Origin of the sequence: Nocardioides sp. NPDC058538, assembly GCF_042719275.1 — a bacterium.
In the GTDB taxonomy this organism is placed as follows: domain Bacteria; phylum Actinomycetota; class Actinomycetes; order Propionibacteriales; family Nocardioidaceae; genus Nocardioides.
On record NZ_JBHXNY010000023.1, the window covers coordinates 59516 to 75286 of the forward strand.

Sequence of the window (15771 nt, forward strand, 5' to 3'; positions counted from 1 at the left end):
GTTCAGGCGTTCAGGCGGTCGGCCAGCTGCCGGCGAGAGGAGATGCCGAGCTTCTGGAAGACCTTGCGCAGGTGGTAGTCGACGGTGTTCGGGCTGATGAACAGATTGGCGGCGATCTCGGCGTTGGTACGTCCGGACGCGGCCAGGCGCGCGATCGTGTGCTCCTGGGTGGTGAGCTCCAGCGGCGGGGCGGCGTCCGTGTTCTCGACGTCGTCGGCCCGGGCGCCGAGAACCTCGAGCTCGGCCAGGACGCGCGGGACGAAGATCTCGGCGCCGCTGTGGCGCAGGTGGCGCAGCGCGAGCCGGAGCTGCTCGGCCGCCTCACGGCGCCGCCGGACGCGACGGAGCCACTCGCCGTAGAGCAGGTACGACCGGCCGAGCTCGGTCTCTGCCAGCGTCTTGTGCAGGGCCGCGACGGAGGCGAGGTAGTGGGCCTCCGCCTCGTCGTCCGGGCTCACCAGGGCGAGTGCGCGCTGGGCGGCCCCCTCGCACCAGGGCATGCCGTTGACCGCCGCCCGTCTCGCCAGGTCCTGAGCGACCCGCTGCGCAACGTCTGGGTGGCCGGAGCGTACGGCTGACTCGACGAAGTCGGCGTACCAGATCGGGGTGACCTGAAGGAACGGCTCCTCGACCAGCGGTCTGTGGCGCTGGTAGGCGTCCTGGTAGCGCCGGTCCGCGAGGTCACGCGCGACCAGCCCCTCGATCCCCGAGAACTGCACTCCGCCGAACCCGAGCGCACCGGCGCCGTCGGCCACGGCCTCGACCAGCTCGCGCGGCTCGCCGGACCAGGCCATCACCGCGACGTTGGGCACGTTCGCGTCCTCGTAGCCCATCGCGACCCGCACCTCTCGATGCGTCTCCACACAGCGGCCGGCGCGGTGCAGCGAGCCGCCGTAGACCTCGCAGAGGGCCATGATCCACAGCAGCGTGTCGAGCACGAGCAGAGCGCCCTGATCGCGTGCGGCCCGTGCGGCGCGGTCGAGGCCGGCAGTTCGGCCCCCGTCATCCCACAGGTAGGCACCAAGGCCGGCGATCACGCTGCCGAAGTACATGATCTCGTCATCGGGCAGGGCGAGCACCGCGTCGAACGCCGCCCGAACCTTCGGGTGCGCCGTGTCGTACGGCTCCAGGATCAAGGCAGCCAGCCCGCGAAGGACGACCGACCACCGGCCGTCCAGGTCCGCGCCGGCAAGCATCCTCCGGCCCAGCTCGGCCTGGGTCACGCCGGTCATGAGCCGGTCGGCGCTCGAACATCGGTCGAAGGCCCGCAGCAGGGCGTCCTGCTCGCGTACGTCGTCGAAACCGTGGAAGAGATCGGCGGCCCGCAGGTGGTCGGCCGAACCGCTCATCACCCCGTCCCGTTCGGCGCGCAGCAGCGCCAGCGAGCTGTGGACGAGCAGCGCACGGCCTCGGGTGACCGCGTCGGCGGACTCCTCGTCGAGGTCCTCGACGAGCCGCCGCGAGAGGTGCGCGGCGCCGACGGCCAGCGCCGCCTCCGCGGCGCCGACCTGTCGTACGGCACGTGCCTCGCCCGGCGGGCTCAGCTCGGCGGCACGGGCGAGAAGACGCGCACAGGAGACGAGGCCGCCGCGTCGAGCCGCCAGGTCCGCGGTCAGGTTCAGCCGGGCGGCGACCTCCTCGTCGGTTCCGACGGCTCGCGCCGCGTGCCACGCCTCCGCCTCGGTCAGGTCCGCCCGGTCGGCGGCCTGCGCGAGGGCACGGTGGACCCGGCGTCGTTCGACGCCAGAGGCCGCGTTGTAGACCGCCGAACGCACCAGGGGATGGCGGAACCGCACGGTCGGGGTGAGCTGGACGAGCCCGGCGACCTCGGCGCGGTCGGCGTCCTCGAGGGTGAGTCCGAGCTCCGCGCCCGCGGCGGCGAGCAGGTCGATGTTGCCGGTCGAGTCCGCCGCGGCCAGCAGCGCCCAGGTCTGGACCGCCTGGTCGGCCTGGCGAACGCGGCGTACGTAGTGCGCCTCGAGGTGGCGACCGACGGGGACGGGCTCGCCCGCCATGCCCAGGTCCGGCAGCTCGTGGACCAGCGACTCGCCCGCGAGATCGATCAGAGCGAGCGGGTTGCCGCCGGTGGCCTGGGCGATCGCCAGGGCCACCGACGGCGGGAGCGGTTCCGCTGCCGCACGGTTCAGCAGCCGCACGGAGGCGTCGGGGTCCAGGCCGGCCAGCACGAGCTGGGGCACCCCACCCAGATGCTCGGCCAGGCCGGCCTCGTCGCGCCCGGCGAACACGACCGCGACGCGCTCGACCGCGATCCTGCGGGCCACGAACGCCAGCGCGTCCAGGCTCTCCGGATCGAGCAGATGGGCGTCGTCGATCGTGCAGACGATGCCGTGCCCGTTGCTCGCGGCGGCCAGCAGCCCGAGGACCCCGAGGCCGACCAGGTAGCGGTCGGGCGGCGGTCCGTCCGCCTCGCCCGAGGCGACGAGCAGGGCGCGGCGTTGCTGCTCCGGGAGCATTCCGCACTCGGGGTGCAGCGACGTCACCAGCCGCTGGACCGCGGCGAACGCCATGTCGGACTCGGACTCGTAGCCGTCGAGCCGGACCACCCGAAGGCTCGTGCCGGTGGTGGCCGCGGCGAGCAGCGCGGACTTGCCCAAGCCCGGTTCGCCGAGGACGGCGATCGACCCGCCGCTGCCGTTCCGCATACGTCTCAGCAACGCGGCCAGGCGTGCCTGCTCTGTTGCTCTGCCGACGAGTGCGGCCCCATGCCGCTCCGGGTCGCTTCCCACGGTGCGACGTTAGCCATCAGGACGGCCGTGGCGCATGACCCATATGCCCTAAAACTTGGACTCCGCTGCTCGGAGCGTTCCTTGGATGAGATGGGGGGGTCCTCATTCACGACCGACATCACGAGCAGCGGAGCGCCGCCAGTTTGGCACGCTCAGATGCGCCGTCGCAATAGGTGAAGGCCCCTCCGGCGGTATTTTCTGTCGGTCGATCTGCAGGGCGGAACTCATGAGGTATCGAAAGTGCGTTTCTAGAGGACTTCGACCCTGTCATCGGCGCCGGGCGCGGGAGTATGGCAGGACTGCGAATGACGGTGGCGGCGGTGGTCGGCTACCCTGGACACATGCAGATGTCTGTCCTGCTTCTTAGGCAGCCGCGCTGACCCTGAGGGACACACCCCGGTCACGCGGCCACCCCTCCATGTGAGGGGCCTTTTTAGTTCTACGGAGCTTTGTCTCCAGAAGCAGTCTTGACGCACGACACTCGACAAGGACGAAAGACCAATGACGCAGGAGCAGGCCGAGCACGCGACGTACGACGTCACCGAGCTGCAGGACAAATGGCGCCCCATCTGGGAGAAGCTGGAGCCGTTCAAGGCGGGTCAGCGCGAGGGGGCTGAGAAGCGCTACGCGCTCACGATGTTCCCCTACCCCTCCGGCGACCTGCACATGGGTCACGCCGAGGTGACCGCCCTGCACGACGTGATCGCCCGCTACTGGTGGCTGAAGGGCTTCGACGTCCTGAACCCGATCGGCTGGGACTCCTTCGGCCTGCCCGCCGAGAACGCCGCGATCAAGCGCAACGAGAACCCCGCCGGCTGGACCTACGCCAACATCGAGACCCAGGCGGAGTCGTTCAAGCGCTACGGCATCTCCTTCGACTGGTCGCGCCGTCTGCACACCTCCGACCCGGAGTACTACAAGTGGACGCAGTGGATCTTCCTGAAGCTGTACGAGGCCGGCCTGGCCTACCGCAAGAAGTCGCCGGTCAACTGGTGCCCCAACGACCAGACGGTGCTGGCCAACGAGCAGGTCGTCAACGGCGAGTGCGAGCGCTGCGGCGCCGTGGTCACCAAGCGTGACCTGACGCAGTGGTACTTCCGCACGACCGCCTATGCGGAGGAGCTGTACAACGGTCTGGACCAGCTGCAGGACACCTGGATCGGCAAGGTCGTCAACATGCAGCGCAACTGGATCGGCCGATCCGAGGGCGCACACGTCGACTTCGAGATCTCGCTGACCTCAGGTGGGACCAAGAAGGTCACCGTCTTCACGACCCGTCCCGACACGCTCTACGGGGCGACCTTCATGGTCGTCGCCGCCGACGCCGACCTGGCCAAGGAGATCGTGGCCCCGGAGCAGGCTGCTGCGCTCGAGGGCTACCTGGAGGACGTACGCAAGGCCTCCGACATCGACCGCCTGGCGACCGACCGTCCCAAGACCGGTGTCGACCTGGGCGTCACCGCGACCAACCCCGTCAACGGCGAGCAGATCCCGGTGTGGGCGGCCGACTACGTGCTGGCCGACTACGGCACCGGCGCTGTGATGGCCGTCCCTGCCCACGACCAGCGCGACCTGGACTTCGCCAAGGCGTTCTCGCTGCCGGTGCGCCGTGTGGTGGACGTGCCGGGTGCGGAGAACCCCGAGGAGACGTACGTCGCGACCGTGGGTGACGGCGCGTACGTGAACTCGCCGGAGCTGGAGGGCGTCGCCGACAAGGCGAGCGGCATCCACAAGATCATCGAGAAGCTGGAGGCCGAGGGCCACGGCAAGGGCACGATCAACTACCGGCTGCGTGACTGGCTGCTGTCGCGGCAGCGCTACTGGGGCGCGCCGATCCCGATCGTCCACTGCCCGGTCGACGGCGAGGTGCCGGTGCCGGACGACCAGCTGCCGGTGCAGCTGCCCGATCTGGCCGGAGCTGACCTGAAGCCGAAGGGTGTCTCGCCGCTGGCGGCCGCCTCGGAGTGGGTCAACGTCTCCTGCCCGAAGTGTGGTGGTCCGGCCACGCGCGACTCGGACACGATGGACACCTTCGTGGACTCGTCGTGGTACTTCCTGCGCTACCTGTCGCCGACCGACGAGACCCAGGCCTTCTCCTCGGAGCTGGCCCGCGAGTGGGGTCCGGTCGACTTCTACCTGGGCGGCGACGAGCACGCTGTGCTGCACCTGATGTACGCCCGCTTCTTCACCAAGGCGCTGCGCGACATCGGCCTGATCGACTGGGACGAGCCGTTCTCGGCGTACCTGTCCCAGGGCAAGGTCATCAACGGCGGCAAGAAGATGTCGAAGTCGCTGGGCAACGGCGTGAACCTGTCCGACGTGCTGGAGGAGTTCGGCGTCGACGCGACCCGGCTGACCCTGGTCTTCGCCTCCCCGCCGGAGGACAACATCGACTGGGCCGACGTCTCGCCGGCGGGTTCGGTGAAGTTCCTGCAGCGTGCCTGGCGCCTGGCCGGGGACGTGACGTCCTCCCCGGATGTCTCGGTCGCCGACGGGGACGTGGCGCTGCGGCGTACGACTCACAAGACCATCGCCGAGGCCGAGCAGCTGATCGAGTCCTACCGGTTCAACGTGGTCGTGGCTCGGGTGATGGAGCTGGTCAACGCGACCCGGAAGGCGATCGACTCCGGTGTCGGTCCCGCCGACCCCGCCGTACGTGAGGCCGCGGAGACGGTCGCGATCCTGCTCTCGCTGGTCGCGCCCTACACCGCCGAGGAGATGTGGGAGCGTCTGGGGCACGAGCCGACGGTTGCGCGGGTTGAGTGGCCGACGCCTCTGCCCGAGCTGCTCGTGGAGGACGTAGTGACGGCGGTCGTGCAGATCAAGGGCAAGGTGCGTGCGCGCCTGGAGGTCTCGCCCTCGATCTCCGAGGCCGACCTGGAGGCCGCCGCGCTGGCCGACCCGACGATCGCGGCCGCGATCGAGGGTCAGACCGTACGCAAGGTCATCGTCCGCGCGCCGAAGCTCGTCAACATCGTCGTCTGATCGGCTCGGCTCGCGCTGTCGAGGCGATGGGTCGATCTGTAGGCTTCTGACATGGCCCGGGTAGCGATCGTGACCGACTCGACCGCGATGCTTCCATCCGATCTCGGGGATGCCACGGAGCTGATCACATCGGTGCCGTTGCAGGTGATCGTGGATGGGACGTCGTACGACGACGGGGTGGAGGAGACATCGCCCGAAGCGCTGCTGGCGGCGTTGGCGGCGCACAAGACCGTGACGACCTCCCGGCCCTCGCCGGCACTCTTGGCAGAGGTCTACGAAAAGCTCGCGGCGCAGGGTTTCGAGGAGATCGTCTCCATCCACCTCTCCGCGGACCTGAGCGCGACGTGCGAGTCCTCGATGCTGGCAGCGCGGGAGGCTCCGGTGCCGGTGACCACCGTGGACACGCGGCTGGTCGGGCCCGGGGTCGGGTTCGCGGTTCTGGCTGCCGCGGAGGTGGCCGGGCGCGGCGGGAGCGCTGCCGAGGCGCGCGAGGCCGCGCTGGCGCGGGTCGCCGCCACTCGTTCCTACTTCTACGTCGACACGCTCGAGTACCTGCGCCGCGGCGGGCGGATCGGAGCCGCTGCTGCCCTGCTCGGGACGGCGCTGGCGGTCAAGCCGCTCCTCACGATCGAGGACGGGCGGGTCGTGCCGCACGAGCGGGTGCGTACGGCCGAGCGGGCGATCGCGCGGCTGCAGGCGCTCGGGGTCGAGGCGGGTGAGGACGCGGACGCCGTCGAGATCGTCGTCGCTCACCTGGGCAGCCCGGACCGGGCGGCCGCGATGACCGAGGGGCTCTGCGCCGAGCTGGGCGGCAAGATCAATGGCGACGTACGCGTCGGGGTGCTGGGTGCGGTCCTCGGTGCGCATGTGGGGCCCGGGTGTGTGGCGGTCGTCGTGGGGCCCAAGCTCTGATTCTGGGCCCGTTCTTGGGCCGGTTACCGTCCACAGGGGCGGTTGAGGATCGGGTTGTCCACAGGCGCTGAGAACGCGCTCGGATGTGTCGGCGCGGGCGCATAGCTTCGGCGTCATGCGGACCCGACCGACCTCTGATCACGCCGATGCCGTCGCCCGGCGGCTGGAGCAGCTGCGCGCCGAGCTGGACCCGCCGGGGGAGGAGGACGAGGGCGAGGAGGACTGGCAGCCGCCGTGGTGGGACGGGCCGAGAGCGACCGACACCGCGGAGCTGGATCCGTTGGTGCCGGTCCCGGGACGCCACGCGTCTCGGCGGCAGGTCGTGATCTCGCCTGATGCGGTGCTGCCCGAGCCGCTGCGCGGGCGGGTGAGCCTCGGTCCATGGCATCTGGTCGTCGTCTCGCTGGTGCTGGTCGCCGGGTTGGCGGTGGCCTGCTGGTGGATGATCCGTGCCGACCCGGAGGTGGTGCCGGCTGCCCGGGCCTCGCCCTCGGCCTCCCCGCTGGTCGCGCTGCCGACCGCCTCGATGGCGCCCGGGAGCACGGCCGCGGTGCCGTCGGGCGGGGCGTCGGCCGGGACGGTGACGGTCGATGTGGAGGGCAAGGTGCCCAAGCCCGGCATCGTCGTGCTGCCGATCGGCTCGCGGGTGGTGGATGCCGTCGAAGCCGCCGGTGGCGCCTCCCACAAGCAGCTCGCCGGGCTCAACCTCGCTGCTCTGCTCAGCGACGGTCAGCAGATCGTGGTCGGTGCGCCCAACGGGGGAGGTGGCATCGCGGCGCCCGGCTCTGGCGCCCCGGCGGCCGGTGCGCCCGGGGCGCGGGTGAGCCTCAACACCGCCTCGTTGGAGGAGCTGGAGACGTTGCCCGGGGTCGGGCCGGTGACGGCGCAGGCGATCATCGACTGGCGCACCTCCAACGGCGCGTTCACCTCCGTCGACGAGCTGCTCGAGGTCGACGGGATCGGACCGAAGACCTACGACTCGCTGGCACCGCTGGTCACGTTGTGAACGACCTGCGACTGCCGCTTCTCGGAGCCGGTGCGTGGGCGGGGGCGTTGGCCGGGCCGGTGGTGGTGGCCGGCGGACGGTCCGGGGTGGTTCTGCTCGGGCTCCTCGCCATGGTCCTCGGCATCGGCGGCGGATGGGCCGTTCGGAAGCACCGCCCGACGGCGCTGGCGTTGGTGCTGATGGTCGCCGGGACGGCGGTCGTCGCGGGCCTGCACGCCGCCCGGGTCAGCGACAACCCGGTGGCGGACCTGGCCGCGCGCAAGGCGCAGGTGCGGGTGATCGCCACCATCACCACCGACCCGAAGGAGGTGACGGGTCAGCACGCGACGTACCAGCTCCGGCGCGCCAGCGTGCGGGAGATCAAGGGCCGAGGGGTGGTCTACCGGCTGCGTACGCCGGTGGTCGTGCTCGGCGGCGACGCCTGGGCGGACATCCCGCTGGGGGCGACGGTGTCGACGGCCGGACGCCTGGGGAAGAGCGACTCCCACGAGGAGTCGGCGCTGCTGATCGCCGGCCCGCCTCGAGTCGTCGCCGGTCCGGGGATCTGGTGGCGTGCCTCCGAGACGCTGCGTGCCTCGATCCGGGATGCGGTGGCACACCGGCCGCCCGACCAGGCGGCATTGGTCCCGGCGCTGGTCGACGGTGACGACACCGGCCTCTCCGACGACCTCGAGGACGACTTCCGCACGACCGGGCTCACCCACCTGCTCGCGGTCTCGGGCACCAACCTGACCCTGGTGGTCGGGTTCCTGCTGATCGTGGCCCGCTGGGCCGGGGTGCGGGGGAGAGGGCTGTACGCCGTCGGGGTGCTCGGCATCCTCGGGTTCATCGTGCTCGCCCGCACCGAGCCGAGTGTGGTGCGGGCCGCCGCGATGGGTGCGGTCGGGCTGCTGGCGATGACGCACAACGGACGCCAGCGAGCGTTGCGTGGGCTCGGCGCGGCGGTGATCGGGCTGCTGCTGATCGACCCCGGGCTGGCGACCTCGATCGGGTTCACCCTCTCGGTTCTGGCCACGGCCGGCATCCTGCTCCTCGGGCCACCATGGCGCGACGCTCTGCGGCGTTGGATGCCGCAGTGGTGCGCGGAGGCGATCGCGGTCCCGGCAGCGGCGCAGCTGGCCTGCACTCCGGTGGTCGCCGCCATCTCCGGCCAGGTCAGTCTCGTCGCGGTGCTCGCCAACCTGCTCGTCGAGCCTGCCGTCGCACCCGCGACGGTGCTCGGTCTCCTGGGAGGTCTGCTCGGGCTGGTGTGGGATCCGCTCGGTATGGTCGCGGGCACGGTCGCGACCTGGTGCGTCGCCTGGATCATCGCGGTGGCCCGCTTCGGCGCCGGACTGCCGACCGCGGAGGTCGGCTGGGCGACCGGGCCGCTGGCCCTGGCGGTGCTCGTGGTCGTCTGTGCCGCGATCGCCTTCCTGGCGCCGCGGATCCTGCGGCATCCGGTCACCGGGGTGGCTGGATGCCTGGTGCTGCTCGCGGTCGCGCTGGTGCGGCTGCCGAGCCCGGGCTGGCCTCCGCCGGGTTGGGTGCTCGTGATGTGCGACGTGGGGCAGGGAGACGCGCTGGTGGTGCGCACCGGGACGGGGAGTGCCGTCGTGGTGGACGCCGGTCCCGATCCGGACCTCGTCGACGACTGTCTCGATCGCCTCGAGATCGAGGACGTTCCGCTCGCCGTGATCACCCACTTCCACGCCGACCACGTCAACGGCGTCGAGGGCGTCTTCGCCGGGCGGCGGGTCGGCGAGCTGTGGACCTCGCGGCTCCAGGACCCGCCCGAAGGCGTACGGGTCCTCGGGGAGACCGCCGGGGCGGCCGGGGTGGTGCCGGTTCCGGCTCCCTACGGGGCCACGACCACCATCGGTGAGGTGCGGATCCAGGTGCTCTGGCCGACGGGCGAGTCCGACACCCGCGGCCCCGGGGACGGCTCCACCGCCAACGACGCGAGCGTGGTTCTTCTCATCGAGTCCCGCGGCCTGCGTCTGCTGTTGACCGGCGACATCGAGCCGGAGGGACAGGACCAGCTCGCAGACGACCTGGCAGAGCTCGACGTCGACGTGCTCAAGGTGCCCCATCACGGGTCGCGCTATCAGGACCTCGACTGGCTGCGTACGCTGCGGGCGCAGGTCGCGCTCGTTCCGGTCGGTACCGGCAACGACTACGGCCATCCCGCCACCCCCACGGTCCAGGGGCTCGAGGCCCGCGGCACCAAGGTTTACCGCACCGACCGTGACGGCTCGGTCGCGGTCGTCGAGAGCGGGGGTGAAGTGGCGGTTGTTACTCGATAGCGTCGGTCTCGACCCGCTTCGCGGCTTCGCAGGCTCAGCCGCTGCGCTCGCTCGACCTCCTCGCGTTTGGCCGACGCAAGCGCCGGCCAAGGCTCGGATGTCGGTGGCGTGTGGGAGGGTTTGAGCATGGCACGCACCGCCTCCGCACCCAGCCCCACCGGCGACCTGTCGGCCTCCGACGTTCTCGGCCGGGTGACGCTGGTGACCGGCAAGGAGGAGTTCCTGGGGGAGCGTACGGTCGCGGCTGCGAAGGCCGCGGTGAAGGCCTACGACGCGGAGGCGGAGGTCTCCGAGGCAACCGCAGCCGAGCTGACCCTGGCCACGCTCGGCGAGCTGAGCGCGCCCTCGCTCTTCTCGAGCATCAGGTGCGTCGTCGTCCGAAACCTCGAGAACCTGCCGGACGAGTCGGTCGAGAGCCTGGTGGCCTATGCCGGGATGCCGGCGGAGGAGGTCGCGCTCGTCCTCGTCCACGGAGGAGGGCAGAAGGGCAGCGGCACGCTTGCGAAGCTGCGCAAGCTTCCGAAGGTGACCGAGCACAAGTCGGTGGAGCTGAAGGCGCGTGAGTTCGGGAGCTTCGTGAAGGCCGAGGTGCGGCGCCACGGCGGGAGCATCGACGAGGAGGGCGCTGACTTCCTGATCCAGGCAGTCGGCCAGGATCTCCGCGCCCTGTCGGCAGCGGCCAGCCAGCTCGCCTCCGACAACGAGGCGAAGCGACTCGGCCTGGATCATGTGAAGCAATACTTCGGCGGCCGGGCCGAGGTGAAGAACTACGTGATCGCCGACGCGATCATCTCCGGCGACCGGGTCAAGGCCCTCGAGGAGATCCGCTGGGCGCTCGACACCGGCTCCTCCCCGGTCTACGTCCTCTCCGCCGTAGCCGGCCAGCTGCGCACCGTCGCCAACCACGTCGCCGGGATCCGCGACAGCGGCACCCCGCCCTGGAAGCAGAAGTCCGTCGCCGGCCTCGCCCGCGGCTGGACCCGCGAAGGCATCGGCGAGGCCCTCCGCTCGGTCGCCCGAGCCGACGCCGATCTCAAGGGCGCGGCCAGCGACCCGGCGTACACGCTCGAGCGCCTCGTCCTCACCATCGCCGCCCTTCGCCAGCGCTGACCACAACCACGCCGAGGCGTCACCTAGGTCGGCCGAGGCGTCACCCCGGTCGGCCGAGGCGTCAGGCGCGTCGGCCGAGATGTCAGCACGGTGCCTACTCGGCCGACGTACGTGACTTCTCGGCCAGCGCGGGTGACGCCTCGGCCGACGGGGGCGACTTCTCGGCAAATGAACAAAGCCCCCGTCGCGGAGGACGGGGGCTTCGGTGGGGCTTACCTCAGAGGGAGGAAGCCTTCTTGGCGATCGCCGACTTGCGGTTGGCGGCCTGGTTCTTGTGGATGACGCCCTTGGAGACGGCCTTGTCGAGCTTCTTGGCCGCGACCTTGGCGGTCTCGACCGCAGCGTCCTTCTCGCCGGCCGCAGCGGCGGCCTGGAACTTGCGGATGACGGTCTTGAGCTCGCTCTTGACGGCCTTGTTGCGCTCGTGCGCCTTCTCGTTCTGCTTGTTGCGCTTGATCTGCGACTTGATGTTCGCCATGGGTGAATGATCTCCAGTACTTCGACGTGTGGTGGTGCGAGCTCTCAATCCGGCCCCTCGGGGAAATGAGAGGGGAGAGGCCTACGCGAACACGCTTGCGGTCAAGATTACAGACTCGCGTCGTTTGGCCTCAAATCGCCGTACCTCCCGTAGCTACTCCGGGGTAGGCTGTGGTGATCTCGGTCACGAGATTTCCGGCGGAACCCCCTGTTGCGGCTCGGCTCCAGCGTCTAGGGTCCCCCGCGCGGTCTCTCTCGTGCTAACCGCCCACCGTTCACCCCCACGCACACACTGCAGGCCAGGAGAATCATGCCGACCCAGTCCGCGATCGATCTCGCATTCCTCGACGAGATGCCGGCGAACTTCGCCCTTCACTTCCTCAACCGGGTCAAGGCGACCCCGAATGCGGAAGCGTTCCGCTATCCCGTGGTCGGCTCGACGACCGAGGCAGGCGGAGAGGAGTGGAAGTCGCTGACCTGGAAGGAGGCCAGCGACATGGCCAGCCGCCTCGCCGCGGGCCTCGTCTCGCTCGGCCTCGAGCTCGAGCAGCGGGTCGGCATCGCCTCGACCACGCGCTACGAGTGGATCATCGCCGACCTCGCGGTGATGCTCGCCGGCGGCGCCACCACGACGGTCTACCCGACGACCAACGTCGACGACACCGCCTACATCCTCGGTGACGCCGAGTGCCGCTTCGTCTTCGCCGAGGACGACGGTCAGCTCGCCAAGATCGCCGAGAGGGCCGCCGACCTGCCCGAGATCGTCAAGGTGATCACCTTCGAAGGCCAGACCGACGGCGAACGGGTCATCGGCCTGGACGACCTCGCGGTCATCGGCGACAAGTACCTCGCCGACCACCCGGACCTGATCGAGGAGACCGCGGCCAAGATCACCGCGGACCACCTGGCGACGCTGGTCTACACCTCGGGCACCACCGGCCGGCCGAAGGGTGTGCGCCTGCTTCACCGTGCCTGGGTCTACGAGGGTGAGGCCGTCCGGGTCCAGGGCGACGTGCTCGGTCCCGACGACCTGCAGTTCCTGTGGCTGCCGATGTCGCACGTCTTCGGCAAGGTGCTGCTCTCGATCCAGATCGCTTGCGGCTTCCCGACCGCGATCGACGGCCGGATGGACAAGATCGTCGACAACCTGGCGATCGTGAAGCCGACCTTCATGGGCGCCGCCCCGCGCATCTTCGAGAAGGTGCACGCCAAGATCACGATGATGGTCGAGAACGACGGTGGTGTGAAGAAGAAGCTCTTCGACGCCGCCTTCGCCAACGGCATCGCCCGCGACCGGCTGCTGCGCGAGGGCAAGTCCGTGCCGACCTCGATCGCGCTCAAGCACGCCGTGCTCGACAAGCTGGTGCTCAGCAAGGTCCGTGACCGCTTCGGTGGCCGCGTACGTTTCTTCATCTCCGGCTCCGCCCCGCTCAACCGCGACATCGCCGAGTGGTTCCGGGCCGCGGGGATCCTCATCATGGAGGGCTACGGCTCGACCGAGAACGCCGCGGGCGCCTCCGTCGGCACCCTGCAGGAGAACAAGCTCGGCACCGTCGGCAAGGCGTTCCCCGGCAGCGAGGTGAAGATCGGCGAGAACGACGAGCTGCTCATTCGCGGCCCGCACGTGATGCCGGGCTACCACAACCTGCCCGAGGAGACCGCCAAGGCGCTCGACGCCGAGGGCTGGTACCACACCGGTGACAAGGCCTCGATCGACGAGGAGGGCTACATCACCATCACCGGCCGGATCAAGGAGCTCTTCAAGACCTCGGGCGGGAAGTACGTCGCGCCGCCGGCGATCGAGTCGAAGTTCGCCGCGCTGTGCCCCTACACCAGCCAGTTCCTCGTCTTCGGTGCCAACCGCAACTTCGTCAGCGCCCTGATCGCCCTCGACCCCGAGTCGATCACCGCCTGGGGCGCCTCCCACGGCCTGGAGGGGAAGTCCTACGAGGAGATCGTCACCTCGCCGCAGGTGCGTGAGCTGATCGGCGGCTACGTCGACGAGCTCAACGCGAGCCTCAACCGCTGGGAGACCATCAAGAAGTGGGAGATCCTCGAGCACGACCTGACCGTCGAGGGCGGTGAGCTCACCCCGTCGCTGAAGGTGAAGCGCAACGTCGTCGAGGCGAAGGAGCAGGCGCGGATCGACGCGTTCTACGCCGGTTCCTGATCCTCCTGGTCCCGCTCCGTCGACCATTGGCGGCGCTCGGCCAGCCAGTCCAGACACACCTCGCCCTGCCACCGCTGCATCCTGCGGAGGTGGGGCGAGGTCGTCTTGACCGGCTGGTCGGCGGCGGCCAGGAAGTAGCCGGCGAAGAGCGCGAGGACGGAGTCGATGGCCTCCGGCGCGGCCTGCGACAGCAGCGGATGGGTGGCCAGGAACGACTCGGCGTCGAGGCCGTCACCGCGCGGCCCGACCAGGAGCAGGAGCGAGTCGACCCAGTCGGCGCCGAGAACCGGCCAGGTCCACTCGACCAGCAGTACGCCCCCGTCGGGCCGGATGAGGACGGTGTCGTCGCGTACGTCCAGGTGGACCAACGTCTCGCCGGCGGTGTGCTCCGCGAAGCCTGCCGCGAGCGAGGCCGCCCGGTCGGCATGCGGGTAACCGGCGACTCGGTCCCACAGACCGGGGTAGGAGGCGTGCTCCTCGGCGAAGGTCGGCCAGCCGATGCCCGGAGCCGGGGTGAGTGTGGCGGCGGCCTCGACCAGAGCCTGGGAGACGACCTCGAGGTCCGCGGGCGTCCACGGCCGCGACGGCAGCCGCGACTCGACGTACTCGAAGGCCAGGACCACCCACTCGCCGTCGTCGAACCACTTCAGCTTCGGGGCGGGAACCCAGCCGGCGAGCTTCTTCAGCTTCGCCGCCTCCTCCCGGTAGAGCGCCGCCGAGTCGCGCTGCGCCTTGGCGGAGGCCGCCTTCACGAAGTGCTGGGAACCGTCCTGGCAGGTCAGCACCGAGGCGAACCCCGGCGTGAACCCGGCCCCGTGCGACTCCGCCGAGACCACCGGCCCACCGCCGAGCCGCTTCTCGATCGAGGACCGCAGGAACGGCGGCAGGTGGGGCCACTCCAGGCGGCGGGCGGTCTGCCCGTGAGGGATGTTCGTCGGGATCGCGGTCACGACGAACATCCTTGTGTACGTCGGCCAGGATGCGCCAGCGGAGATCTACTCGGGCATCGGCGGCTGGTCGAACTGCCCGGCGGGCTTCCCTGCGGCGACGTCCCAGGCGGCCACGCCGTCCTCGGCCGAGGCTGTGTAGAGGGCCTTGCCGTCGGGGCTGAAGACCACGTTCGCCTCCGGAGACATGGACGTCAGGTTGCGGCTCTGCCCCGACCCGCCGAGTGCGGCCGGTGCCCAGAGCCGCAACCCGGTTGAGTCGTCGGCGTCGGCTGTGCTGATCGTCGCCAAGGAGCGGGAGTCCGGTGAGAAGGCGACCGCGGCGGTGTCGTACCCGGGCAGGTCTGCCACGGCGGTGAAGGTGCGAGTGTCCCAGATCGTGGCGACCCCAGTGGCGGTGACAGCTGCCAGCCAATGGCTGTCCGGGCTCCAGACGGGCCTGGCCTGGCCTCCGGCCGGCACACCGGCGAGCTCCTCGCCCGAGTCGGTGTCGAGGATCGAGACCCTGTCTTCGGCGGCGACCGCGACCAGCTTGCCGTCGGGGCTGAACGAGATCGCCCCGACACCGCTGCCGAGATCGGTGCTCGCCACCTCGTCGCCGTCCTCGACCGACCAGATGATCAGGTCGCCCTCGAGCCCGGCACCGGCGACGAGCTTGCCGTCGGGGCTGAACGCGATCTTCCCGACCGGGCTGGCGTCGGTGACCTTCGGGTTCGGCAGGCCCTCGAGCCGCTGGACCTGCTTGTCGCCCTCCACCTCGACCAGCGCGATGTCGGAGCAGCCGACCTTCCGCGCGACGAGCGTGAGGTCGGGGCTGATGGCGCCGTAGCCCGTCTCGGAGATCGTCTCGTACGCACCACCGGCGGCGCTCCAGCGGCAGGTGCCGTCGGTGCAGCTGGCCACGACGTACTTCCCCTCGGGGTCGGTGACCAGTGAGCCTGCGTCGAGCCGCGACGGCATGATCGCGGCGGCCAGGCTGATCGAGCCGCCGGACGTCCCGAGCGCGGAGATGTCACAGCCGTCCTGGTCGGGGTCGCTTGCGCACCCGGCCAGGAGCGCGGCGGCGAGCACGCCGATGATCGGGACGCTGAGGACGTACGTTCGGGGTTTCATCGGTCCTTCTGGAGAGGTC

10 protein-coding genes are annotated in these 15771 nt (G+C 70.4%); 6 read left to right on the forward strand and 4 right to left on the reverse strand.

Annotated features, from left to right (window positions below; translation table 11 throughout):
• Positions 1-2: 2 nt before the first annotated feature.
• Positions 3-2747, reverse strand: coding sequence for a LuxR C-terminal-related transcriptional regulator (locus tag ACFWQC_RS19700; RefSeq protein WP_378681647.1), 2745 nt, complete (start codon positions 2745-2747; stop codon positions 3-5).
• Positions 2748-3248: 501 nt separating this feature from the next.
• On the opposite strand from ACFWQC_RS19700, the gene leuS reads away from it, so the two are divergent.
• The 5 genes from leuS (at position 3249) to holA (ending at position 11045) form a co-directional block, all read left to right on the forward strand.
• The gene (gene leuS, locus ACFWQC_RS19705; RefSeq protein WP_378681650.1) at positions 3249-5732 is read left to right on the forward strand and encodes a leucine--tRNA ligase; all 2484 of its coding nucleotides are present in this window, start codon (positions 3249-3251) and stop codon (positions 5730-5732) included.
• Between the two features lie 51 nt (positions 5733-5783).
• A complete protein-coding gene (locus ACFWQC_RS19710) occupies positions 5784-6644 on the forward strand; it encodes a DegV family protein (RefSeq protein ID WP_378681653.1) in 861 nt (286 codons plus the stop codon).
• Between the two features lie 115 nt (positions 6645-6759).
• Entirely contained in the window at positions 6760-7650 is an 891-nt protein-coding gene (locus ACFWQC_RS19715) for a helix-hairpin-helix domain-containing protein (protein ID WP_378681656.1), read from the forward strand.
• Positions 7647-9935: a ComEC/Rec2 family competence protein gene (locus tag ACFWQC_RS19720; protein ID WP_378681659.1), complete on the forward strand. Its 2289-nt coding sequence runs from the start codon at positions 7647-7649 to the stop codon at positions 9933-9935. Before ACFWQC_RS19715 ends, ACFWQC_RS19720 begins: the two co-directional genes overlap by 4 nt.
• Before the next feature lie 126 nt (positions 9936-10061).
• Entirely contained in the window at positions 10062-11045 is a 984-nt protein-coding gene (gene holA / locus ACFWQC_RS19725) for a DNA polymerase III subunit delta (RefSeq protein WP_378681662.1), read from the forward strand.
• Positions 11046-11262: 217 nt separating this feature from the next.
• On the opposite strand, the gene rpsT is transcribed toward holA, so the two are convergent.
• Positions 11263-11523, reverse strand: a complete 261-nt coding sequence (rpsT, locus tag ACFWQC_RS19730; RefSeq protein WP_378681665.1) for a 30S ribosomal protein S20 — start codon at positions 11521-11523, stop codon at positions 11263-11265.
• A 309-nt stretch (positions 11524-11832) separates the two neighbouring features.
• Between rpsT and ACFWQC_RS19735 the strand changes: the two genes are divergently transcribed.
• Positions 11833-13692 (forward strand): AMP-dependent synthetase/ligase, encoded by a 1860-nt coding sequence (locus tag ACFWQC_RS19735; RefSeq protein WP_378681668.1) that lies wholly within the window; start codon positions 11833-11835, stop codon positions 13690-13692.
• Here the strand turns inward: ACFWQC_RS19735 and ACFWQC_RS19740 are convergent.
• Together ACFWQC_RS19740 and ACFWQC_RS19745 are read right to left on the reverse strand one after the other, a co-directional pair.
• A complete protein-coding gene (locus ACFWQC_RS19740; protein WP_378681671.1) occupies positions 13677-14642 on the reverse strand; it encodes a hypothetical protein in 966 nt (321 codons plus the stop codon). The genes ACFWQC_RS19735 and ACFWQC_RS19740 overlap by 16 nt on opposite strands.
• Positions 14643-14687: 45 nt before the next feature.
• Positions 14688-15752: a WD40 repeat domain-containing protein gene (locus ACFWQC_RS19745; RefSeq protein ID WP_378681674.1), complete on the reverse strand. Its 1065-nt coding sequence runs from the start codon at positions 15750-15752 to the stop codon at positions 14688-14690.
• Between the last annotated feature and the right edge of the window lie 19 nt (positions 15753-15771).